Origin of the sequence: Pseudomonas putida, from assembly GCF_003228315.1 — a bacterium.
Taxonomy (GTDB): Bacteria; Pseudomonadota; Gammaproteobacteria; order Pseudomonadales; family Pseudomonadaceae; genus Aquipseudomonas; species Aquipseudomonas putida_S.
Genome location: NZ_CP029693.1, coordinates 3285072 through 3307606, shown reverse-complemented (window position 1 = coordinate 3307606; position 22535 = coordinate 3285072). Strand labels below are relative to the sequence as shown.

The following is a 22535-nucleotide window of genomic DNA, read 5'->3' as shown; positions in this document are numbered from 1 at the left end:
TCAACTAAAACCGATCAAACCGCATCCAGCTCCGGCTCATCCGCTTCGACATTGACCGTGGCCTGCACCTGATCACGACGACGGATGTACTTCCAGTCCGCCTCGTCGATGTAAATGCCGGCCGGGCCGCTACCGCCTTCCAGGTCGATGGCGACACTGGCACAGACCTGCGGCTTCACACTTGCCAGGATCGGCACGAAGCCCAACTGCAGACTGGTTTCCAGCAGCGCTGCCTGGTTGCGCTCGTCGATATCCGCCGCCTCATCGAGGTAGTACGGCAGGCGTACACGCCCGGCCAGGTCGCGGTCCATCAAGTGCAGCAACAGGTACATGTTGGTCAGCGCCTTGATGGTCATGGTGGTGCCGTTGGACGCGGCACCATCGATATCGGTGTGGATCACCGGTTGACCATTGACCTTGGTGATCTCGAACGCCAACTCGAACAAATCTTTCAGACCGAGCTGGTTATGGTTGGCCGCCACCAGCCGCGCCAGGTACTCCTTGGCCTCTTCGTTCTTGTTGTCCTGTTCCGCGCTCTGGCTCAGGTCGAACACCGACAGCGTTTCGCCTTCTTCGTACTGGCCGGCGCTGTGGATGATCTGGTCGATGTGCTTGAGCGCTTCCTTGTTCGGCGCCAGTACGATGCGGAAGCTTTGCAGGTTGGAGACCTGACGCTTGTTGATCTCGCGGTTGAACAGCGCCAACTGGTGTTCGAGGCTGTCGTAGTCGCTACGAATGTTGCGCAGGGTCCGGGCGATGTCGGTCACGGCCGCACGACGGGCCTTGCCCAGGGTCAGGGCTTCATCTGTGCGGTGCGCGTAAGCGTTGATCAGCAGTTGCAGGCGACGCTCCATATCGTCTTCGCTGTCGAACTTGGCCACGCCCTTGAGGCGCACCTGCGCGTACAGCGCTTCGATCTGGCCGTCGGCGCGCAGCAGGCCCTGCCAGCTGTCCTGATAGTCGTTGAGCAGCGGCAGCAGGTTGTCCATGGAGTCGTCTACCGGATCCATGAACGGTGTGCCGAACGGCAGGTCCGCCGGTAGCAACTGACGACGGCGCAGGGCGTCATCGAGGGTGCGCTGCTTGGCTTCCATGTCGGCGATCTGCCGGCCCACCAGTTGCAGCTTGGCCGACAGTTGCTGGACGCGCTCGGTGAAGGCATCGCTGGAGCGCTTCAACTCTTCCTGGGCGGCCTCCATCTGCGCCAGTTGTTCCAGCTTCTCGCCTTCCTCGGCGCTCAGGGTTTGCGTGCGGCGGAAATCTTCCAGCGCCTTCTGCGCATCCAGCACCTGCTGATACAGCGCTTCGGTCTGGGTCTTGCTCGCGGCGCGGTCTGCGGCAACGGCTTGCTGGGTCTTGAGTTGCTTGAGTTCCTTTTCCAGACGTTCTTTCTGGTCGCGCAACGCCGCACGGTCGGCAAGGGCTTGCAGCGCCGGTGGCTCGATGTGCGAGAGGTCGATGGACAGGCCCGGGACTTCGAAGCGCTCGCCCTTGAAGCCGTCGAGGATCAGCTCCACGGATTTGACCCAATCGCCGTTGTCGTCCAGCGCAATGCCATGCTCACCCAGCGGCAGGCTGAACAGCGCGCTGTTGAACAGACGCATCAGGCGCTCGACATCCTGTTGCGAGAACTCTTCGCGCAGGCGGGCATAGCTGTTGTTGTCGGCGTGATCGAGTTGCTGCTTCACCGACTTCAGGCGTTTTTCCAGATCCCGCAGACGCTCTTCCAGATCCTCGGCGCTGAATTGACGGGATTGCGCCAGAGCACCGGCCAGCTCGTCGTGAGCATCCTTGGCCGCCAGCAGTTGCTGCTCCAGCACCTTGACGTCATCGACCAGGGCGAAGCGATGCTTGAGCACCGACAACTCACCCAGCCAGCGCTGGATACCGGTGATTTCCCGCTCCAGGCGCATCAGTTCCTGAGTACCGCCACGCTGATCGTTTTGCAGATCGTCCTGCTCGCGACGGTAGTGTTCGGCCTGGATGGTCAGCTCTTCCTTGCGCGCACTGGCGTAGTCCGACCAGGTGCCGAGCAGCGAGTCGAGCAGCGGCGACAGGCGATGCAGCTTGCCGCGCAGCACGTCGCGCTGTTTCACGCCGTTGGCCAGTGCTTCGACCAACGGACCGGCGGCGACCAACGAGTTGTAGTCCTGCTCCATGCGTCGTACATCGCGGAACGCTTCTTCGCACGCTGCGATGTAGTCCACGCTGCCGGAACGCAGGCTGTGCTCGAAGGCATCGAGGAACAGCTGCTTGAGCTTGGCCGCGGTGATTTCGCGCATGTGCAGCAGGTTGATGAACAGCGCGCGGAAGGTCTTCAGGCTCTGTTCGCTGGTGGAGCGCAGCGGGATCAGCGTCAGGTCCAGCGGGATCGAGGTATGGCCACCGACGAGCAAGCGGCGCAGTTCGTCCGGTTTGAGTTCGTAGGCTTTCAGGCCTTCGCGCTCGAGGTTGGTGAACAGTTCTTTCTGACGCAGGCAGGTGTCGTTCTTCTGATAGTGGGCCAGGTCCAGTTTGCCAGCATAGGCAAAGAACTGGTGACCGAAACCACCACCGGGGCCGCGACCGACCACGCCGATCACGTGTGGACCATGGGGCAGGTTCACTTCGACCAGGATGTAGCTGGTGTCCGAGGCAAAGTAGAAACGCCGGGATTGCTCCAGGCTGTACTTGCCGAAGCTCATGTCCGACATGCGCGCCAGGATCGGGAACTGCAGGGCGTTGATCGAAGCGGATTTACCCAGGTTGTTTGCGCCGTAGACCGATAGCGGTTCTTCCAGCGGAAACAGACCGAGGCTGTAGCCGGCGGTGTTCAAAAGGGCAAAGCGGCGAATGCCGTAACGTTCCTTGCTCATGCGTCGAGCTCCTGTTCTTCGGCGATGGCGCGGGCCAGGGCGTCTTCCTCGCTTTCTTCTTCCTCAAACTCCGCCAGATCCAGCGGGTCGTCGGTCTGCAGCAGCTTTTCGTCGCTGTCTTCGTCGATCAGCACCGGCGTCGGCAACGGCAATACGCTGTGCAGGCTGGCGGCCAGGTCGCGGTCCTGCTGGACCGACAGGCATACATCGAGGAAGCGGTGCATCGGCGGAAGGAAGCGATAGACGCCGTTTTCTTCGCTGGCGAAACCGAGCTGGGTCATGCGGCGCATGATCTTTTCTTCCAGCTCTTCCTGGGTCTGCACCTCGGCCTGGATAAACAGGTCGCGATACTTTTCCAGCAGCGACGGCAGTTCATCGCGACCCAGGCTGCCGCCGTCGAGTACGGAGATCGGGTCACGGCCCTGGTCGGCCAGGTGCTCGACCAGAATGAAGGTGAACAGCGCCAGGCGCTGGGCGGTCTTGTTCACCGCCGCTGCGGCGAGTTCCGGCACGAAGTAGTAGAAACCACGGGTGTCGCACACCAGTTCGAAACCCAGGGCCTTGAACAGCGTGCGGTACTGGTCCTGAAAGTTCGATAGCTGCGCGTACAGTTCCGGGTCGCGTCGGCTGACGTGATAACCCTTGAACAGTTCGCGAAAGATCGGCGCCAGATGGGACAGTTCGGATAGATCAAGATGCATTGGGCGTGCTCGCAGAATTCTCGGGGGCATCAGGGCCAGCCGAGAGCAGGGCGAAGGAGCGCAGGCTGACCTGGTGCTCGTGTGTGAAATAGTCGCGGCGTTCCAGGCGCTCGCGCTTGAAGCGTTTTTCCCGGGACAGGCGGGAGAACCAGTACAGCAATTCGTCGGTGGCGCCGTCCGGCTCCTGTTCCAGCAGCCAGGTCATCAGGTCCGGCATCGGCAGGGCGTCCTCGCAGCGGTCGAGCATCTCGCGGACCGTGCGTGGCGCACGCGGCGCGTCGCCGCCCTTGTGGACCTTGTGCGCCTTGGGGAAGCGTGCCGGTTTCGGTTCGAAGCGGGCCAACGCATAAACGTAAGCCTCGACCTGACTGGCACTGCCGAGGAAGGTGCTTTGCGGCCGGGTGAACATCGGCATGGCCGCTTGCGGCACGGCATCGATGCCCTTGCGGCGAATCATCGACAGCGCCAGCGCCGCACCACGAGTCACGGCGTTGTGCCGGCGTGCTTCTTCACGCAGTGGCAGCAGCAGTTCGCGGGCGTGACGCAGGGTCAACTGGGCGCTGGTCTGCATTTCGAGGATGCGCGCGTGGGTGCGCAACAGCATGTCGTCATCAACCAGATGGCCGAGACGTTGCTGTTCGGTGAGCATCTTCAGCAGAACGTTTTCGACCTTGCGCACGCCTTGTTCGAAGGCGCCGTCAGCGTTAACCAACTGGATCATCGGCTCGACGTATTCGTCCCAGGTCGCCAGCACCTCGGCATAGCGCTGACGCAACGGGATCTGCCGGTCACTGGTCTTGGCCCGCTCGGCGACGGCCACCAGGGCCTGTTCATCGTTGGCGAGTTTCTTCAGGACATCACGAACCCGCATGTCGAGCAGTCGCAGCTGGCGCGCGAGGTCGTTGCCATCGCGAATGTCGAAAGCGTCCTGGATATAACCGGCCAGGCGCTCGAGGTGGCGCAGGTAGGCTTCGATCTCCAGGCACAGGCCCAGACGGTGTTCCCGGCGCAGATAGGCCAGGAAGTCGTGAATCTGCGCATTGAGCTCGAAACGGTTCGGGCTTTTCGCCACGGGAACCAGAATATCGAGGCGAATCCACACGTCGAGCAGGTTGGTGATGTCCTGCGGCGTGCTGTCGATTTGCTGGGCGGCCAACTGTGAACGCAGTTCGTTGAGGCTCAGGGTGCCTTGGTCGAAGTGCTCGCACAGTGGCTCAAGCAGGGCCCAGTGTTCAGCGAGGGCGCGCAAGACGCGCTTGGGTTCGATCATCGGAATGGCCGGCTGGTTGGCGATTAAAAGCCGCGATTGTACTGCATCAGGCGCGATGCGATTCACTCTCGGGACGGGCTGTCGCTTTTCTCTAGGTCAAGTCTATCGATCAACTGCGGGCGATCTTGAGCGAAGGGCTGTAGAATCGGTGCACTTTAGTTATCCACAAGTGGCCGAACTTTGCTTATCGAGTCCCGTCGCCGCGCCTATCTGAGCGCCATGCAGGTGGTCAATTGGCTGCCGCGCACCGAATTGCCCTTTGCTGCGCCGTCGCGCCCGCAATTGCTGGAGCCGCTCGAACCGCTTGTCGTCGAGCCTGTGGCGCCGGCCCCCGTGCCTGAGGCGGCTGTGGCCAGAGAGGCCATGCCGGCCGCGGTCAAGCCCGCCGAACGGGTGAAAATCGAAGTGCCCCGACCATCGCCGGCAAGCGCGCGTGCCGCAGCCAAGCCGGTGGAAGAGGTCGAAGAGGCGCCAGTGGTGGTCAAGACACCAGTGGTACCGCCTCCGCGATTTGCCCTGCAACTGCTGCGCGCCGGTCGCTGCCTGCTGCTGGTGGAGTTACCCACAGGCGAAGCTTTCCAGTCCCGCGATCCTGCCTACCTGTTGCTCAAGGACATGCTGCGTGCCGCCGGTCTGCCGGACAGCCCGCAGATCATCGGCGAACCGGTGCGCTGGCCGCTGTTGGTGCGTGGCTCGATGGATCAGGGCCCGGAAGCGGCTCGCGATTTCGTGCAGGGCTTTCTCGGTGCCCGGCTCGAAGAGGCGCCGTGCGCCTGCCTGTGGCTGATCGGCCTGCCGGCGGTGCGATTCGCCGGCGAGGCCGATGCCGAATCCTACAACCGCGAACTTCAGGTCGAAGGCCTGGGTTCGGTCTGGGCCTTGCCGGGCCTGGAGTTATTAATGGAAGAGCCACAGCGTAAGGCTGAAGTCTGGCAAGCCATGCGTCGGCTGATGGCGCGCTGGAAAGAAACAAATGAGTGACTCTGTATCGTTTCGCCCGATGACCGAGGCGGACCTGGACGCTGTACTGAAGATTGAATACGCCGCCTACAGTCATCCCTGGACCCGCGGCATTTTTCTCGATGGACTGGGCAAGTACCAGATCTGGCTGATGTTCGAAGGGCAGCAACAAGTCGGACACGGGGTGGTGCAGATCATCCTCGACGAAGCCCATTTGCTGAATATCACCGTCAAACCGGAAAACCAGGGCCGTGGCCTGGGTTTGACGCTGCTGGAGCATTTGATGTCGATTGCCTACAAGGCCGATGCCCGGGAGTGCTTCCTGGAAGTGCGCGACAGCAACACCGCCGCCTTCAAGCTATATGAACGTTATGGATTCAATGAAATCGGCCGGCGCCGGGATTACTACCCGGCGGTGGGTGGTCGTGAAGATGCGGTGGTCATGGCCTGCACCCTGGTCGACTGATAAGGCATCGCGAGCAGGCTCGCTCCCACAGGCGTTCACAAACCCATGTGGGAGCGAGCCTGCTCGCGATTGCGGTCTGCCAGAACGCTGATCAGCGTTTGCCATCCATCGGATCGTGCCGCGCCATCTCTGCTTCATCCAGCCCGTCACCGCCACCAATCTCGTCCTCATCGACAATACTCAGATCCCAGCCCGCCTCATGGCCCCGGCCGATTTCCCGGGCATCCCGGGCACCGTCTTCGCGAATCAGGGTTTCCGGGCTCAGATCATCGTCGGTAGGTTGATGGTCGGCCGTCGAGGCACCGGTCATGCCGGCTTCGCGCACCCGTTCCCGTGGCATCAGGTGCTCGTGTTCACGCTCAGGCAGCTCGTCGCCGATTTTCCCGCTGGGCTGTTCGTCGTCAAAGTCCAGTTCGTGCACCGATCCCATGCGGTCTTCGTTATCATCGATGGGTTGCGGCTGCACCGCATCGTAGGGGCGTCGTGAATCAGTCATGGCCATTCCTCATAATGCAGGCCTCATACTTTGGGCCTTACAAGGGTGGACTCACCCCACTCACGAGAATTCCAACGAAATCACTTGTAAACCTTTGGTGACCCCGACGGGCGGTCGACTGTCAAAGCAGCAAATCATTCTTGAGGCTTCCCAGCATGCACGACTTACAAGACCTGATTGATAACAACGAGCGTTGGGCTGACGCGATCACCAAGGAAGACCCGGACTTTTTCGCCAAACTGGCTCGCCAGCAGACGCCGGAGTATCTGTGGATCGGCTGTTCCGATGCACGAGTACCGGCCAACGAGATCGTCGGCATGCTGCCGGGTGACCTGTTCGTACACCGCAACGTGGCCAACGTGGTGCTGCACACCGACCTCAACTGCCTTTCCGTGATCCAGTACGCCGTCGACGTACTCAAGGTCAAACACATCCTCGTCACCGGCCACTATGGCTGCGGCGGTGTGCGGGCCTCGATGCAGGATCGCCAGTTCGGCCTGATCGATGGCTGGCTGCGTTCGATTCGTGACCTGTACTACGAAAAGCGTGAAGAACTCGCCCAACTGCCGACCGAAGAGGAGCGAGTTGACCGTATGTGCGAGCTCAACGTGATCCAGCAGGTGGCCAACGTCGGTCACACCAGCATCGTGCAAAACGCCTGGCACCGGGGTCAGAAGCTGTCGATTCACGGCTGCATCTACGGTATCAAGGACGGCCGCTGGAAGAGCCTGAACACCACCATCAGCGGACCGGAGCAATTGCCGCCGCAGTATCGCCTGCGTCCTTTCGAACCGCTGTAAACCCTGTATGAACTGTGGGAGCCGAGCTTGCTCGCGATAGCGGCAGGACGTTCACTGGAGGAGGTGATAGTCAGGCCGCCATCGCGAGCAAGCTTCGCTCCTACCCGACGACGCGCAACGGCCGGCCAACCGTCATCAAAGACCGTTGGCCGGCCGTTCGTCGTTTAAAGCCCCGGCGCAGGGACCGTAGTGGCAGGTGCTGGCGCCTTGAGTTGCTTGAGCTGTGGCGCAATGGTCGCTGACGCACATTTGCCGGCGGCCTGCGCCGGCGTCAGGTTGCGGATCGAGGTGTAGAACAGCGCGCAGGTCTTCTCCTTATCGGCCACTTGCCAGGTCTGCGTGCAACTCTTGAGCTCGATGTCGGCATTGCTCTCCGGATCGCGGCCCATGGCGGCTTGCCAGCAGGCGACACTCAAATCCTGGCCCATGACTTTCAGGCCCGCCGTATCGGCCTTGGCCTGGGCATCCTTGCCCGTATAGTTCGCCGGGTCGGCCGCATACCAGATGTAGCTGGGGTGGTTGGCGCCCAGCACGGGCACTTTCGTATCGCCACCCGGATTGATGCTGACCAGGCTCAGCACATTCACGGTCGGCCCGTACTGCTGCTTGACCCAGTTACGCACCGGTGTGCCGAAAGCGACCATCGGCAACGGATCGCCGTTGGCCATCACGCTGATGTTCTTGACCATGGCGGTCTGGTAATCCTTGAAGTAGTCGTAGACGCCCTCAAGGTCCTTGCCGGCGTTGGACGGCGCGGCAATCGGCGCGATGTCGATGATCGTCTGAAAGCCCGGCGTCTGTTCGGCGGGGACGCCGTTCAGGGTCAGCAGCGAGGCCCAGCGATCGGTCGTGGCGGAGCGCAGGTAATCCTGGGCCTGGGTCAGCGAATAGTCCGGCGGGAAGTGCAGCAGTTCGACGCTTCTGCGGTTTTCCAGGGCCATGCCCAGCGGCAGGAACAGGTACCAGTTAAACGCCCACTTGCCATCGGCGTTGAGTTTGCTCGCGCCCTCGTACGCCAGGTCACCGGCATCCAGCAGCGCTGCCAGGGGCTTTTCATAGCTCTTGGGGACGCCGGTGATTTCGGCGTGGAGCTGACCGTTATCGGTCTTGACCATGACCTTCGCATCGCCGTAGCCATCGCGTTGCAGGCTTTGAGTCAGGTAATGCTCGACGGTTTGCTCAAGCGTCCAGTTGCGAAAGCAGATCACGTTGCAGTTGTTGGGATAAGAAAACAGGCGGGTGACGCGTTCGGTGCTGCCCAGCTTCAGGCCGACATCGGCGTGAGCGGCGACACTCAGAGTGAGAGCCGCGAGGGTAAGTCCTGCGAGTTTGAGCATGCTCAGATCCTTTCAGCGTGATCCCTTGAACGGGGTGGATACATTATATGTAGCACCCGGGTTGGCATCCGTGCAGTGTCTGCTGCGCAGGACAACTCAAGTAGCACTACCTGAATTGCTGAAAGTCCTGCCCGCCGATTCGTAACTGCACCTGCCTCGCAGCAGGTGCAATCGCTTGTGTATTACGGCATCACTGGCGGCGTATACGCCAGCGTCGTCCCCAGCGCCCAAAGCAACACCAGCACCAGCGGTGTATGCACCAGCAACTGCACGAACGAAAACCCGATCAGGTCCCGCGCCTTCAACCCCAGCACGCCGAGCAGCGGCAGCATGTAGAACGGGTTGATCAGGTTGGGCAGGGCTTCGGCGGCGTTGTAGATCTGCACGGCCCAGCCCAGGTGATAGTTCAGGTCGGTGGCCACTTGCATCACGTACGGCGCTTCGATGATCCACTTGCCGCCGCCGGACGGAATGAAGAAGCCGAGAATCGCCGAGTACACGCCCATCAACAGCGCATAGGTGTCATGGGAGGCGATGCTGACGAAAAAGGTCGAGATGTGGTGGGCCAGGGTCTGCGCGTCAGCGCCTTTGACGGTGGTCATCAGGGCGGCGATCGAGCCGTACAGCGGGAACTGGATCAGCACGCCGGTGGTGGTCGGTACCGCGCGGGCCACGGCGTCGAGGAAGCTGCGCGGGCGCCAGTGCAGCAAGGCACCGAGCATGATGAACAGGAAGTTGTAGGTGTTCAGGCCGGAAATCGCGCTGATGGCCGGTTTGGTCGAGAACTCATGGAACAGCCATCCGGCCGCCAGCAACACCAGCAGAATGATCAGCAGCGGGCTGTGTTCCAGCCATTCGCCTGGGCGGGTGCGTGGCTGCAGGGGCGGCAGGTTGAAGCTCGGGTCGACGCCGCAGGCCTTGGCGTCACGTGCCGAATTCGGGCCGGGGGCGGTGGCGTAGGCGATGATGATCGAGATGACGATCAGGGCCAGCAGCATCACGCCGGACTGCCAGAGGAAGATTGTCTGGGTGAACGGGATCACCCCGGTGATCGACAGAATCGACGGCGGCAGGCTCGCCGGGTTGGCCTGCAACTGCGCCGCGGACGACGACAGGCCCAGGGCCCAGACGGCACCAAGGCCGAGGTAGGCAGCGGCACCGGCGGCGCGATAGTCCATTTTCAGATCGGTGCGGCGGGCGAGGGCGCGTACCAGCAGGCCGCCGAACACCAGCGACAGGCCCCAGTTGAGCAGCGAGGCGACCATGGAAATCAAGGCGACCCAGGCCACGGCGGAACGGCCGTTTTTCGGCAGCTTCGCCAGACGGTCGATCAGCTTCACGGCGGGTGGCGAACTGGCCACCACATAACCACCGATCACCACGAACGCCATTTGCATGGTGAAGGGAATCAGGCTCCAGAAACCGTCACCGAAAGCCATCGCGGCATCGGTGGGCTTGGCGCCCATCGCCATAGTGGCCACGGCGACGATAATCACCGCCAGGGCGGCAAAGACCCAGGAATCGGGGAACCAGCGTTCGGCAAAACTTGAGCAGCGCAGGGCAAAGCGGGCGGAGCGGCTATCTTCGATATCAGCGGCCACGGGAGTACCTCGGTTTTTATGTTTGTTGTGGTCTTCGGGGCGGCACAGGCCCGTCTGGACAGGCACTAACAGTAAAGCAGGCGGAGTTTTTTTGCGGGGCTGTTTTGTGGCTATGGGACTTTGGTCTAACGGGTTGTTCCCGGGGGCATTTGCGTAGACCATGGGCGCCTTGGATTTGCCGATACCAGAGTTCTTTTCATGACTGTCTCCATCGATTCGCGCCCGGCGCCGTTCAGCCGCTCGGACTACAAGACCCTTGGGCTCGCGGCCCTGGGCGGGGCGCTGGAAATCTACGATTTCATCATCTTCGTGTTTTTCGCGCTGACCTTGAGCCAGCTGTTCTTCCCGCCGGAAATGCCTGAGTGGCTGCGGTTGTTGCAGAGCTTCGGCATCTTCGTCACCGGCTACCTGGCGCGGCCCCTGGGCGGGATCCTGATGGCGCATTTCGCCGACCGGCTGGGGCGCAAGCGGGTGTTCAGCCTGAGCATCCTGATGATGGCGCTGCCCTGCCTGCTCATCGGGGTCATGCCGACCTACGCGCAAATCGGCTATTTCGCACCCCTGTTGCTGTTGCTGCTGCGCGTCCTGCAAGGGGCGGCAGTGGGTGGAGAAGTGCCCAGCGCCTGGGTCTTCGTGGCCGAACATGCGCCGGCTGGTCATCGCGGCTACGCCCTGGGATTTCTGCAGGCGGGACTGACCTTTGGTTACTTGCTGGGCGCCCTGACCGCGACCTTCCTGGCCCAAGCCTTCACCCCGACCGAGATCCTCGATTACGCCTGGCGCTACCCGTTCCTGCTGGGCGGCGTGTTCGGTGTGATTGGCGTCTGGCTGCGTCGCTGGCTCAGCGAAACCCCGGTATTCATGGCCATGCAGGCGCGACGTGAAGAGTATGTCGAATTGCCGTTGCGTGCGGTCCTGCGTGAACACCGGCTGGCCATGCTGCCGGCGATGATTCTGACCTGCGTGCTGACCTCGGCCGTGGTGGTGTTCGTGGTCATCACGCCGACCATGATGCAGAAAACCTTTGGCATGACCGCCAGCCACACGTTCGCCCTGAGCGCACTGGGCATCGTCTTTCTGAATATCGGCTGCGTGCTCGCCGGGTTGCTGGTCGACCGCATCGGCGCCTGGCGCACGGTCATGCTCTATAGCCTGCTGCTGCCGTTGGGTATTGGCGTGCTCTACGCCTGCCTGATCCATGGTGGCAGCTGGATCGCGATGGCCTATTCGGTGGCGGGCCTGGCTTGCGGAGTGGTCGGTGCGGTGCCATCGGTGATGGTCAGCCTGTTTCCGGCGCGAATTCGTGTTTCCGGAATTTCCTTTACCTACAACATTGCCTACGCCGCGTGGGCGAGTTTCACGCCGTTGCTGCTGATCGGTCTGATGCCCTGGAGTCCATGGATCTGCGTGATGTTCTGCGCGGTAATGGGCGCGGTGGGCGTGGGCAGTGCCGCGTATTTCGGTGCGCGAATGCCGAGAGTCGGTACTTGTTCGGCCGCCGGTGCGGCGTAACAGGAAAGGATCGGCCTGCGTGCCGCAACTATTTTTGTAGGACAAGGCTCAAGCGCACTTCAGAAAAAATCCGCAAGGCCGATGGTTAGGCTGCATAACGCTTTCCATCCCTGTCCATCGGTGCTTTCCCATGTTCAATAAACGCTTGAAGCAGGAGCTGCAGGCTCTTCGCGAAGAACTCTCCAGCCTTCAGCAAGTGAAGGAAAGCCTGGAAAGCGAGATGCTGGTGCTGACCCTCGACCCGGATGGGCGGGTACTGTCGGTCAACCAGAACTTCCTTGGCGAGATGCATTACAAAAGCCATGACCTGATCGGCCGGCACATCGAGGACATCGTTCCCGAGCACGTTAAAACCGATGACTTCCATAACCGCTTCAAGGCGGCACTGACCCGTGGCGAGCACTTCGCCGGTGCCGTGCGCCTGTTGCGCGGCAGTGGTGAGGAAGCCTGGTTGCGTTCAATCGTGCAGCCGGTGCGCTCGTCCGATGGTCGGATCCGGCACTTCTCGATCTTCTCCAGCGACCTGACCCGTACCATCGAAGCCTCTCGCGAACATGAAAACCTGATCGGCGCCCTGGTGCGTTCGACGGCAGTGATCGAGTTCGACCTCAATGGCCACGTACTCGCAGCCAACGACCGCTTTCTTTCCGGCATGGGTTACAGCCTGGCGCAGATCAAGGGCAAACATCACCGCACCTTCTGCCGGCCAGAGGACGCCAACAGTGCCGGATACCAGAACTTCTGGCGCCGCCTGAACGCTGGCGAATACGTGGCGGACCGATTCCAGCGTGTCGACAGCCATGGCCGTCCGGTCTGGCTCGAGGCGTCCTACAACCCGGTAGTCGATGCCAACAACAAGCTCTACAAAGTGGTGAAATTCGCCACTGTGATTACCGATCAGGTCCATCAGGAACAAGCCGTCGCTGAAGCGGCGAACATTGCCTACAGCACTTCGCAGCAAACCGACCAGAGCGCCCAGCGTGGTACCGCCGTCGTGACCCAGGCGGTGGACGTGATGCGTGATCTGGCCAAACACATGCAGACCGCCGGTGACGGCATTGAAGCGCTGAACGAGCAGTCGCTGGTGATCGGCACCATCGTCAAAACCATCAGCGGCATTGCCGAGCAGACCAACCTGCTGGCGCTGAACGCTGCCATCGAGGCCGCTCGCGCCGGTGAGCAGGGTCGGGGGTTTGCCGTGGTGGCGGACGAGGTACGGCAACTGGCCTCGCGCACCAGCCAGGCCACCGATGAGATCGTGCTGGTGGTGCGGCAAAACCAGGACATGGCGCGCAATGCCGTGGCCCTGATGACCGATGGCAAGCTCCAGGCGGAGCAGGGCCTGGCACTCGCGGCGGAAGCGGGCACGGTGATCGTCGAGATCCAGGACGGTGCGCAGAAAGTAGTCAATGCGGTAGGACAATTCGCCAATCAGTTGTCGAGCTGAGATGTCACCTTGTAGGAGCGAGCCTGCTCGCGATGGAGGTCAACGATAACGCGTGCTGTCTGAATGCCCGCGTTGTCCGGACGTTCTTCGCGAGCAGGCTCGCTCCTACAGGTTTTTGGGGCTCGTATGTCGTTACAATCTGCTCATTTCCCCAAGGAGCAGACACCCATGAGCGTTTCCCACCGCCGCCCGGTTCCCTTGTCCAAGGCCTATCGTTTGCTCAACCACGGGCCGACCGTGCTGGTCAGCGCCGCCCATGGTGGCGAGCGCAATATCATGGCGGCGGCCTGGGCCATGCCGCTGGATTTCGAACCACCGAAAATCGCCGTGGTGCTGGATAAGTCCACCTGGACCCGCCAACTGCTGGAAGCGTCCGGCACCTTCGTGCTCAACGTCCCCTGCGCTGCTCAAGCCGATATCGCGCAAACCGTCGGCTCGACTTCCGGCCTGGAACTGACCCGTGAGCACGGGCGCGACAAATTCCAGATCTATAGTTTGCCCACCTTCCTGGCCGAGTTGATTGAAGCACCGATGCTCGACGGTTGCGTCGCCTGGCTTGAATGCAAACTGCTGCCCGAACCCGGTAACCATCAGCAATACGACCTGTTCGTCGCCGAAGTGATTGCCGCCCAGGCCGACGAGCGCGTGTTCAGTGACGGGCGCTGGCACTTCGAGGGCCATGACGCGCTGCGCACCCTGCACCACGTCGCGGGCGGGCACTTCTTGACCATTGGCGAGCCGGTGGACGGCAAAGCGTTGCAGCCATAAACACAGTCACATTGGGGGCAGGCAATGAGCAAATTGCGAGTAGGAATTATCTTTGGCGGCCGCTCGGCCGAGCATGAAGTGTCGCTGCAGTCGGCCAAAAACATCGTCGATGCGCTGGATCGTTCACGCTTCGAACCAGTGCTGATCGGCATCGACAAACAAGGCCACTGGCACCTCAACGACCCGTCGAATTTCCTGTTGAACCAGGAAAATCCGGCGCTGATCGCGCTCAATCAATCCAACCGCGAGTTGGCGGTCGTGCCCGGCAAGGCCAGCCAGCAATTGGTGGAGACCTCCAGCCAGGAGCTGCTGGGGCACGTTGATGTTATTTTCCCGATCGTCCACGGCACCCTTGGGGAAGACGGCTGCCTGCAAGGCCTGCTGCGCATCGCGGACCTGCCGTTCGTGGGCTCCGACGTGCTGGGCTCGGCGGTGTGCATGGACAAGGACATCAGCAAGCGCCTGCTGCGCGATGCCGGGCTGGCGGTCACGCCGTTCGTGATCCTGACTCGCCGGACGGCGCAGCGCACTACGTTCGCCGAGGTTGCCGCCAAACTGGGCCTTCCACTGTTCGTCAAACCGGCGAACCAGGGTTCTTCCGTGGGCGTGAGCAAGGCCACTGACGAGGCCGAATACACCGCCGCGATCGAGCTGGCGCTGGGGTTCGATGAAAAGGTGCTGGTCGAGTCTGCCGTCAGCGGTCGCGAAATCGAATGCGCGGTGCTGGGCAATGAAACCGCCATTGCCAGTGGCTGCGGCGAAATCGTCGTGCACAGCGGCTTCTATTCCTACGACAGCAAGTACATCGACGACAAGGCTGCCGAGGTGGTAGTGCCGGCCACTATCAGCGTCGAGGCCAGCGAGCGTATCCGCGCGATGGCGGTCGAGGCGTTCCAGGTGCTGGGATGTTCCGGGCTGGCGCGGGTCGATGTGTTCCTGACCGAGAGCGGCGAGGTGTTGATCAATGAGATCAACTCGCTGCCAGGCTTCACCCGCATCAGCATGTACCCGAAACTCTGGCAGGCCGCCGGCATGACCTACAGCGAACTGGTCACCCGTTTGATCGAGTTGGCGCTTGAGAAGCACGAGGCACGGCGGGCGCTGAAAATCAGCCGATGAGCGCTCGCAAGCAAAAAGGGCCTACCTCGCGGTAAGCCCTTTCTCACGCACATGTAAGACTCAATCCCCCAGCGCTTCCCCCTCACGCCGAGGGTCAGCGCCTCCTGTCAGCGAAACCTTACCCTGTGCATCCTTCACCCGAACAATCGCCTGGGTGCCGCTGGTCATGTCGATTTCACCTACGTTGTGGCCCCTGTCCTTCAGCGCCTGAATCAGGGCGGGGCTGAATTGGCCTTGTTCCAGTTCGGTCGGACCGTTGCGGCTGCCGAAGTTGGGCAGGTTAATGGCCGTTTGCGCGTCCAGGTTCCAGTCGAGCAGGCCGATGGTGGTCTTGGCCACGTATTCGATTATTTGCGAGCCGCCGGGTGAGCCGACGCTGGCGACGAACTCACCGCTCTGGCGGTCGAAGATCAATGTCGGCGCCATGGATGAGCGCGGGCGCTTGCCGGGTTCGACGCGGTTGGCGACTTTCTGTCCGTGCTCTTCGGGGATGAATGAAAAGTCGGTCATCTCGTTGTTGAGCAGGAAGCCTTGAACCATCAGGTGCGAACCGAAGGCTGATTCGATCGTGGTGGTCATGGAAACTGCACCACCCTGATCATCGACCGCCACTACTTGCGAGGTGGAGATTCGCAGCGGCGAACGATCCTTCGCGTAGGCCACCTGAATGCCGGGGGGCGTGCCCGGTTCGGCCGTGCCCATGCTGCGCTCACCGATCAGCGCAGCGCGGCTGGCCAGGTAGGTCGGGTCGACCAGTCCCTTGACGGGCACTGGCACAAAGTCCGTATCGGCCACGTATTGCGCGCGGTCGGCGTAGGCCAGCCGTTCAGCTTCGGAAATCAGGTGCACGGCATAGGGAGACGGTTCGATGCCAGCCGGAAAGTGGGTCTTGGTCGGTTTCATCGGCGCCAGGGTAAAGCGCTTATCGCGTGCCTCCAGGGCTTGCAGCGTGCCGAGGATCTGCGCCACGGCGATCCCGCCCGATGACGGTGGCGGCATGCCGCACACCTGCCAGCGTTTGTAATCGGTGCACAGCGGCGCGCGCTCCTTGGCGCTGTAGCCCTTGAGGTCGTTCAGCGACAGACTGCCGGGGTTGGCGTGGCCTTGCACCTTGGCCACGATTTCCTCGGCGATGGCGCCTTTGTACAAGGCGTCCGGACCTTCCTTGGCGATCCGCCGAAAGACGTTGGCCAGTGCCGGGTTTTTCAGCAACGTGCCGACGGTTTTCGGGCTGCCATCGGCGTTCAGGAAATACGCCGCCATGTCGGGCGAGCCGGGCAGTTTCGAATCCGAGGCGATCAGCAGATGAAGACGCGGCGAGATGGCGAAACCTTGATCGGCGAGCTTGATCGCGGGTTCGAACAGCTGTGCCCACGGCAGGCGTCCGTGTTTTTGGTGGGCCAGTTCAAGGGCGCGCAACACGCCCGGTGTTCCCACCGAGCGACCGCCAATCTGCGCCTGGGTGAACCCCATCGGTTGCCCATCGGCCTGCAGGAAAAGTTTCTCCGTCGCGCCGCTTGGTGCCGTTTCACGGCCATCGTAGGTCCGTACGTTTTTACCGTCCCAGAGCACGATCAGCGCGCCGCCACCGATGCCCGACGATTGCGGTTCTACGAGGGTCAGTACAGCCTGCATCGCAATCGCCGCGTCGATGGCCGAACCACCGCGCCGGAGCATCTCGCGCCCGGCTTCGGCTGCCAGCGGATTGGCGGCGGCGGCCATGTATTTGGACGCGTGGCGGGTTTGCAGATCGGTGCGGAAACCGGAGGCGTTTTCCGGTGCCAATGGCAGCGTCGACACCGAGGGCGAGGAGGGCGGCGCGTTGCAGGCGGCCAGCGTCAGCGCGGCGACAATCAGCGAGAGCGCTGGCAGGCGAAAGCGGTTCAGGCGGAAGGCTGAAGACATGCGCGAGGTTCTCTGTCCTTGGAAAGGGTTCAGGGACTTTATCGACCGTTGGGAAGTGGCGCAAACAACGTCCTACGACAACGGCGCTTTTATCCTTCATCAATGGCTGGATTTTCTGTAGGGTCATTGCCAATAGCCCGCCAGAACAATCGACAAGAGGCAGACATGCACAACGAATTTCCGACCCAGCCAAGCTACCGTTCCCAGCGTGAACAATTTCTCGCCGCGGCCAGTGCGGCCGGCGCCACGCTGACGGAGTACCCACACCCGCTCAAGGGGCCGTTCGGTGAGCCACTGAGTACGGATGTGGCGATCCTCGGCGATCCAGCCGCCAAACGCCTGCTCGTCACCCTCAGCGGTACCCACGGTGTGGAGGGCTACTATGGCTCGGGTTGCCAGACCAAATGGCTGCAGGATCTGGGCAAGCGCTCCCTGCCGGCCGATGTGGCCGTCGTGATGATCCATGGGATCAATCCTTGGGGCATGGCCTGGTTGCGTCGGGTCAACGAAGACAACATCGACTTGAACCGCAATCACCTGAACTTCGATGGGCCTTTGCCGGACAACCGGGCCTATGATGCGCTGCACGGCATTTATGGCTGCCCGCAGTTGCAAGGTCCCGAGCGTGAGCATGCCGATGCGCAACTCGATGAGCAGATCCGCCAGCACGGCTGGTCGGCGGTCATGTCGATTGTCGAAGGCGGGCAGCATCGGCATCCCGATGGCCTGTTCTTCGGCGGGGTGGCGCCGAGCTGGTCCAATCGCACGCTGCATCAAATCATGCAAAAGCACTTGAGCCATGCCGAGGTCGCGATGTGTTTCGACCTGCACACCGGTGCCGGCGAGTATGGTCATCCGATGCTGCTGACCATCACCGAGTCTGCCTATCCGGCGCTGCCAGATGCCCAGGCGATTTATGGCCCGTGGCTCTACACCTTGCACACCGGTGCTGGCGCTGTGAGCGAAACCGGGGTGGCGGCGACCGCGACCGGCTACACCTCGCAGGCGCTGATCAACGGGCTGCCTCAGGTGCGACTGATGCCGTTCGTCATTGAGTGCGGGACTTATCCGGGGCCGGACGTTCATCGTCATCTGCGTGATGACCATTGGCTGCATCTGCACGGTAATCCGAGCGATGCGACGGGGCGCGACATCAAACTTAATCTGCTTGAGCAGTTCTATCCGGCCGACAGCGATTGGCAGGCGATGGTGTGGCTGCGCACCTGGCAGATATGGGAGAAGGCGTTGTCGGCGCTACCGACGATCCGCCTCTGAAACGTGCTTGCTTTTCTGTAGGAGCGAGCCTGCTCGCGATAGTCGTCAACGATTACGCGTGCTTGCTGGCTAATCGCGGTGTGCTTGAGTCCATCGCGAGCAGGCTCGCTCCTACAGAGAGCAAAAGAATGAGCGAACATTTTCTCGAGGCATAAAAAAACGGCCTACCTCGCGGTAAGCCGTTTTTAGTACTTGGTGGCTACACAGGGACTTGAACCCCGGACCCCAGCATTATGAATGCTATGCTCTAACCAACTGAGCTATGTAGCCAAGTGGCGCGCATTATTCACCGGTAATGCAGATGCGTCAAGCGTAATTCAAAAATATTTCTCTACACTTTCAACCGCTTATCCTCCCGAGCCGCAAAAACGGCTCGGAGGAGGGCATCACTTGAGCTGGAATCTGCCGGTATTGGCACTCAGGGCCTTGCTGCCCTGGCTCAGGGTATCGGCTGCCAGGTTTACTGCCCGTGCGCCTTCAAGCAGACGAACCGCCGCCTGATCGACTTGCTGGATGTTGCCGCTGACTTCGTCGGCGGTGCTCGCCTGTTCGTCAACGGCGCTGGCGATCTGCGCGAGGGTATCGGTGACCCCCTGCACGGCGCTGGCAATTTCGCCCAGGCGTTCACCCAGGCCGGTGACGGCTTGTGCGTCGGATTGTGCCTGGCCGCAGGCGGCTTCCATCAGGCTGACAGCCTCGTTCACTGTGCTGCGTAAACTGTCGACCGTCCCGGCAATCTGCGCGGTCGAGGACTGGGTGCGCTGCGACAGGCTGCGCACTTCGTCGGCCACCACCGCAAATCCGCGCCCCTGTTCCCCGGCACGAGCGGCCTCGATGGCGGCGTTGAGTGCCAGCAGGTTGGTCTGCTCGGCGACACCGCGAATGGTGTCGACCACCAGTTGAATCTGTTGCCCCTGTTCACTGACCCGTCCCAGGGCGGCTGCCGTGTCATTCAGGCGCTGATTGAGCTGCTGGATACTGGCGGTGGTGCGCTGGCTGTCACGGCTGCTGTCGGCGGCGATGCGCCTTGTGTGCTGGGCGCTGCCGGAGGCCCGTTCGCAGCTCTGGGCGACCCCCTGGGAGGTGGCGGCCAGTTGCGTGGCCGCGGCGGCGATCTGGCTGATCTGCAGTTGCTGGGCTTCGACTTCGCCAAGGGCGTCGCTGGAATGATGATTGAGGGTTTGTACCGCGTGGCTCAGTTGCGAGGTTTCGTGATCGACACCCAACAGGCTGCCGCGCAGTTGCACGACCGCGACATTCAGGGCCGTGCCGATGGCTGCCAGCTCATCGCGACCCTCTACCGGCGCCTGCAGGCTCAGGTTGCCATCGCGCAGGGCTTGCGCGAGCAAGGTAATACCGCTGGCGCTGCGGCGGATCGAAGCCTGCAAACAGATGAACAGGTACAGCGCGGCCAGCAACAGGATGCCAAAGACGCTTGCCACGACGATGAACTGACGAATTGCCGAGCCGTGGTAGGAATCCAGGCGTTGATCCAGTGACACCAATGATTGCTGGCGCAGTGTCGCAAGGTCCGAGAGCAGGGTATCCATGTTGCGCTCGAAATCTTCCGGCTTGAGAGTGATGCTGCCGCCGAACACACCGTCATCAAGGACATTCAGTCCGCCATCAAGGCGCTTGAGGCTCTCCTCATACTGCCGGGCCCAGGCTTGCAGCGCGGTGGGCAGGCGCGCTTCGAGCAGGCCGGCGGTTTTCACCAACTGTTCGCGGGCGTCACCGATACGGCTGCGCAGGTCGCGAAGTTGCAGGCGACTTTGCAGGGTGAATTGACCGGACACCACCGACGCCTGGCCGACGGCTGCAAGACGACCGACCCGCTCGATCAGATCCGGCGCGTGCTGGGTGGAGATCTGTGTCAGCAACCAGGTTTCCAGCCATGGCGCCAGCGTCAGGCGATTGTCCATTGCGATCTGCTCGCGCAGGGCTTGCAGGGCACTCAAGGCGCCCGTGAAGCGGTCATAGCCGTCCGGCCACCAGCCGACGCTGCTCAGGCTCTTGGAGTCCAGACCTTCGAGGGCTTTTTGCAGCGCTTGAAAGCGGACCAGGGTTTCGCCCTCGGCGCCTTCCACTTGCAGCGTGTTGTTTAGATCAGCAGTGGCCTGGGCGACGGCAGGTTGAACCGCATCGAACGCGGCCATGGCGGAGAGGGTGGCCGGCGTCGGCTGCCGATTGGTTTCAGTGGCACGCCAGCGCGCTGCGCGATCCCGTTGAGCGGACAGCAAATTATCCAGCGCATCGAGGGCCAGCAGCTGACGAACTCCGGCACGTTCGCCGGAGATCAGATTCAATTTGTCGCGATAGTCCTGGCCGATCATCCACAGGCTGCCGGCCAGCGGCAGGATGAATAGCAGAAACAGCAGCTGGAATTTACGTGCGAAGCCGAAACGCCCCAGCAGCCCGATCCCCGGTGATAAAAAAGCCTGCATGCCCATGACTCCCCCGGACACCACGCACCATTGGCGTGCATCGAGAGACGGCGCTCTCGACCCGTGCCCTTTAAAAGGCCTCGAAAAGTCACCCTCGTCAGCTCTGTAGGCCGACTCTGTGGCGAAACTTCCCATTCTCGGTCCCCTTTGTAAGGGGGCCGCGTTGAAGTGGAGAAGCAAGGCAAGATTCAGACCATGGCTAAGGGCTATCAACGCTCTGTCAATGAACATCCAAGTCGTTAGCAGGCTAAGGGGATGGCGTTGATGCACGGAAAAATGGCACATTGACGCACCTGCCTGTGTGCACCCTCTGTTGTCCGGAAATCCCCATGGCTATCAGCAATGCCCAATCCGCCGCTACGTCGGCGCCTGCCAGTTCACAAAGCAGTCCTCTGGTCATGCGGATCATTGGCGCGGTGGCGCTGGCGCACTTGATCAACGACTTGATTCAATCGGTACTGCCGTCGATCTATCCGATGCTCAAGGCCAGTTACGGCCTGACCTTTACTCAGGTCGGCCTGATCACGCTGACCTTTCAATTGACCGCCTCGCTGCTGCAACCCTGGGTGGGTTATCACACCGACCGCCATCCCAAGCCGTGGCTGCTACCGGCCGGTACGGTCTGCACGTTGATCGGCATTCTGATGATGTCGGTGGTGGGCAGTTTCCCGTTGATTCTGCTGGCGGCGGGGCTGATCGGCATCGGTTCCTCGACTTTTCACCCGGAAGCATCCCGGGTCGCGCGGCTGGCCTCTGGCGGGCGTTTCGGGCTGGCGCAATCGACCTTCCAGGTCGGCGGTAATGCGGGCTCGGCCTTCGGTCCATTGCTGGCCGCGGCGATCATCATTCCTTACGGCCAGGGGCATGTGGCCTGGTTCGGGTTGTTTGCTGTGTTCGCGCTGTTCGTGCTCTATCGGATCAGCCGCTGGTACGCCAATCACTTGAGCCTGTTCAAGCTCAAAAAGGGCCAGGCGGCGACTCACGGCCTGTCTCGTGGGCGGGTGATCAGCGCGCTGGTGGTGCTGGGGCTGCTGGTGTTTTCCAAGTACTTCTACATGGCCAGTTTCACCAGCTACTTCACCTTCTACCTGATCGAAAAGTTCGACCTCTCGGTGGCCAGTTCACAGCTGCACCTGTTCCTGTTTCTCGGCGCGGTCGCGGCGGGGACCTTCTTTGGCGGGCCGATCGGCGACAGGATCGGGCGCAAGGCGGTGATCTGGTTCTCGATCCTCGGCGTGGCACCTTTTACCCTGGTCTTGCCCCATGTCGACCTGTTCTGGACCAGCATTCTCAGCGTGGTCATCGGCTTCATTCTGGCGTCGGCGTTCTCGGCCATCGTGGTGTATGCCCAGGAACTGGTGCCGGGCAATGTGGGGATGATTGCCGGGGTGTTCTTCGGGTTGATGTTCGGCTTCGGCGGGATCGGGGCGGCACTGCTGGGGCATCTGGCGGATATTCACGGGATCGAATATGTGTACTTCCTGTGCTCGTTCTTGCCGTTGCTGGGTGTGCTGGCAATCTTCCTGCCGCGTACCAAAAAGGCCTGATCAAATCCATCCACTGTAGGAGCGAGCCTGCT

17 protein-coding genes, 1 tRNA gene and 1 pseudogene are annotated in these 22535 nt (G+C 61.7%); 10 read left to right on the top strand and 9 right to left on the bottom strand.

All coding sequences use genetic code 11. The annotated features are described in order from the left end of the window. Positions 1 to 14: 14 nt before the first annotated feature. From mksF to mksB, 3 genes are read right to left on the bottom strand one after another with little or no spacing between them, the layout of a single operon-like run. Positions 15 to 2855 (bottom strand): Mks condensin complex protein MksF, encoded by a 2841-nt coding sequence (gene mksF / locus DKY63_RS15370; protein WP_110964887.1) that lies wholly within the window; start codon positions 2853 to 2855, stop codon positions 15 to 17. Next, complete coding sequence (gene mksE, locus DKY63_RS15365; protein ID WP_110964886.1) at positions 2852 to 3556, bottom strand: Mks condensin complex protein MksE; 705 nt, start codon at positions 3554 to 3556, stop codon at positions 2852 to 2854. Before mksE ends, mksF begins: the two co-directional genes overlap by 4 nt. Next, complete coding sequence (mksB, locus tag DKY63_RS15360) at positions 3546 to 4826, bottom strand: Mks condensin complex protein MksB (protein WP_162634903.1); 1281 nt, start codon at positions 4824 to 4826, stop codon at positions 3546 to 3548. Before mksB ends, mksE begins: the two co-directional genes overlap by 11 nt. A 219-nt stretch (positions 4827 to 5045) precedes the next feature. Here mksB and DKY63_RS15355 point away from each other — a divergent pair, with 219 nt between their 5' ends. Together DKY63_RS15355 and rimI are read left to right on the top strand one after the other, a co-directional pair. Beyond that, on the top strand, positions 5046 to 5807 hold the full coding sequence (locus DKY63_RS15355) for an energy transducer TonB (protein WP_110964884.1): 762 nt from the start codon (positions 5046 to 5048) through the stop codon (positions 5805 to 5807). Next, on the top strand, positions 5800 to 6252 hold the full coding sequence (gene rimI / locus DKY63_RS15350; protein WP_110964883.1) for a ribosomal protein S18-alanine N-acetyltransferase: 453 nt from the start codon (positions 5800 to 5802) through the stop codon (positions 6250 to 6252). The genes DKY63_RS15355 and rimI overlap by 8 nt, the downstream gene beginning before the upstream one ends. A gap of 91 nt (positions 6253 to 6343) precedes the next feature. Here the strand turns inward: rimI and DKY63_RS15345 are convergent, their stop codons facing one another. Further along, positions 6344 to 6748 carry a serine kinase/phosphatase gene (locus tag DKY63_RS15345; protein WP_110964882.1) on the bottom strand — a complete coding sequence of 135 codons (405 nt, stop codon included), beginning with the start codon at positions 6746 to 6748 and terminating at the stop codon, positions 6344 to 6346. A 155-nt stretch (positions 6749 to 6903) separates the two neighbouring features. On the opposite strand from DKY63_RS15345, the gene can reads away from it, so the two are divergent. Next, on the top strand, positions 6904 to 7548 hold the full coding sequence (can, locus tag DKY63_RS15340) for a carbonate dehydratase (protein ID WP_110964881.1): 645 nt from the start codon (positions 6904 to 6906) through the stop codon (positions 7546 to 7548). Between the two features lie 164 nt (positions 7549 to 7712). On the opposite strand, the gene DKY63_RS15335 is transcribed toward can, so the two are convergent. Together DKY63_RS15335 and DKY63_RS15330 are read right to left on the bottom strand one after the other, a co-directional pair. Next, the gene (locus tag DKY63_RS15335) at positions 7713 to 8885 is read right to left on the bottom strand and encodes a hypothetical protein (RefSeq protein ID WP_110964880.1); all 1173 of its coding nucleotides are present in this window, start codon (positions 8883 to 8885) and stop codon (positions 7713 to 7715) included. A 182-nt stretch (positions 8886 to 9067) separates the two neighbouring features. Then, on the bottom strand, positions 9068 to 10486 hold the full coding sequence (locus DKY63_RS15330; RefSeq protein ID WP_110964879.1) for a short-chain fatty acid transporter: 1419 nt from the start codon (positions 10484 to 10486) through the stop codon (positions 9068 to 9070). Positions 10487 to 10684: 198 nt separating this feature from the next. Between DKY63_RS15330 and DKY63_RS15325 the strand changes: the two genes are divergently transcribed. From DKY63_RS15325 to ddlA, 5 genes and pseudogenes are all read left to right on the top strand, one after another. Continuing rightward, positions 10685 to 11998 (top strand): MFS transporter, encoded by a 1314-nt coding sequence (locus DKY63_RS15325; protein ID WP_110964878.1) that lies wholly within the window; start codon positions 10685 to 10687, stop codon positions 11996 to 11998. 130 nt (positions 11999 to 12128) lie between these two features. Next, positions 12129 to 12857: pseudogene (locus DKY63_RS33115) on the top strand (PAS domain-containing protein); the annotation flags it as partial. A 9-nt stretch (positions 12858 to 12866) separates the two neighbouring features. After that, positions 12867 to 13445 carry a methyl-accepting chemotaxis protein gene (locus tag DKY63_RS33110; protein WP_430523157.1) on the top strand — a complete coding sequence of 193 codons (579 nt, stop codon included), beginning with the start codon at positions 12867 to 12869 and terminating at the stop codon, positions 13443 to 13445. A gap of 168 nt (positions 13446 to 13613) precedes the next feature. Continuing rightward, positions 13614 to 14213: a flavin reductase family protein gene (locus DKY63_RS15315; RefSeq protein WP_110964876.1), complete on the top strand. Its 600-nt coding sequence runs from the start codon at positions 13614 to 13616 to the stop codon at positions 14211 to 14213. 24 nt (positions 14214 to 14237) lie between these two features. Further along, positions 14238 to 15332, top strand: a complete 1095-nt coding sequence (gene ddlA / locus DKY63_RS15310; protein ID WP_110964875.1) for a D-alanine--D-alanine ligase — start codon at positions 14238 to 14240, stop codon at positions 15330 to 15332. A 60-nt stretch (positions 15333 to 15392) separates the two neighbouring features. Here ddlA and ggt read toward each other — a convergent pair whose 3' ends face one another. Then, complete coding sequence (gene ggt / locus DKY63_RS15305; RefSeq protein WP_110964874.1) at positions 15393 to 17237, bottom strand: gamma-glutamyltransferase; 1845 nt, start codon at positions 17235 to 17237, stop codon at positions 15393 to 15395. Between the two features lie 165 nt (positions 17238 to 17402). Here ggt and DKY63_RS15300 point away from each other — a divergent pair, with 165 nt between their 5' ends. Continuing rightward, positions 17403 to 18512: a DUF2817 domain-containing protein gene (locus DKY63_RS15300; RefSeq protein ID WP_110964873.1), complete on the top strand. Its 1110-nt coding sequence runs from the start codon at positions 17403 to 17405 to the stop codon at positions 18510 to 18512. Positions 18513 to 18705: 193 nt separating this feature from the next. Here DKY63_RS15300 and DKY63_RS15290 read toward each other — a convergent pair. Together DKY63_RS15290 and DKY63_RS15285 are read right to left on the bottom strand one after the other, a co-directional pair. After that, positions 18706 to 18782, bottom strand: a tRNA-Met gene (locus tag DKY63_RS15290). Between the two features lie 116 nt (positions 18783 to 18898). Further along, positions 18899 to 20956: a methyl-accepting chemotaxis protein gene (locus tag DKY63_RS15285; protein ID WP_110964871.1), complete on the bottom strand. Its 2058-nt coding sequence runs from the start codon at positions 20954 to 20956 to the stop codon at positions 18899 to 18901. A 329-nt stretch (positions 20957 to 21285) separates the two neighbouring features. On the opposite strand from DKY63_RS15285, the gene DKY63_RS15280 reads away from it, so the two are divergent. Next, the gene (locus DKY63_RS15280) at positions 21286 to 22503 is read left to right on the top strand and encodes an MFS transporter (protein ID WP_110964870.1); all 1218 of its coding nucleotides are present in this window, start codon (positions 21286 to 21288) and stop codon (positions 22501 to 22503) included. The last annotated feature ends 32 nt before the right edge of the window (positions 22504 to 22535 follow it).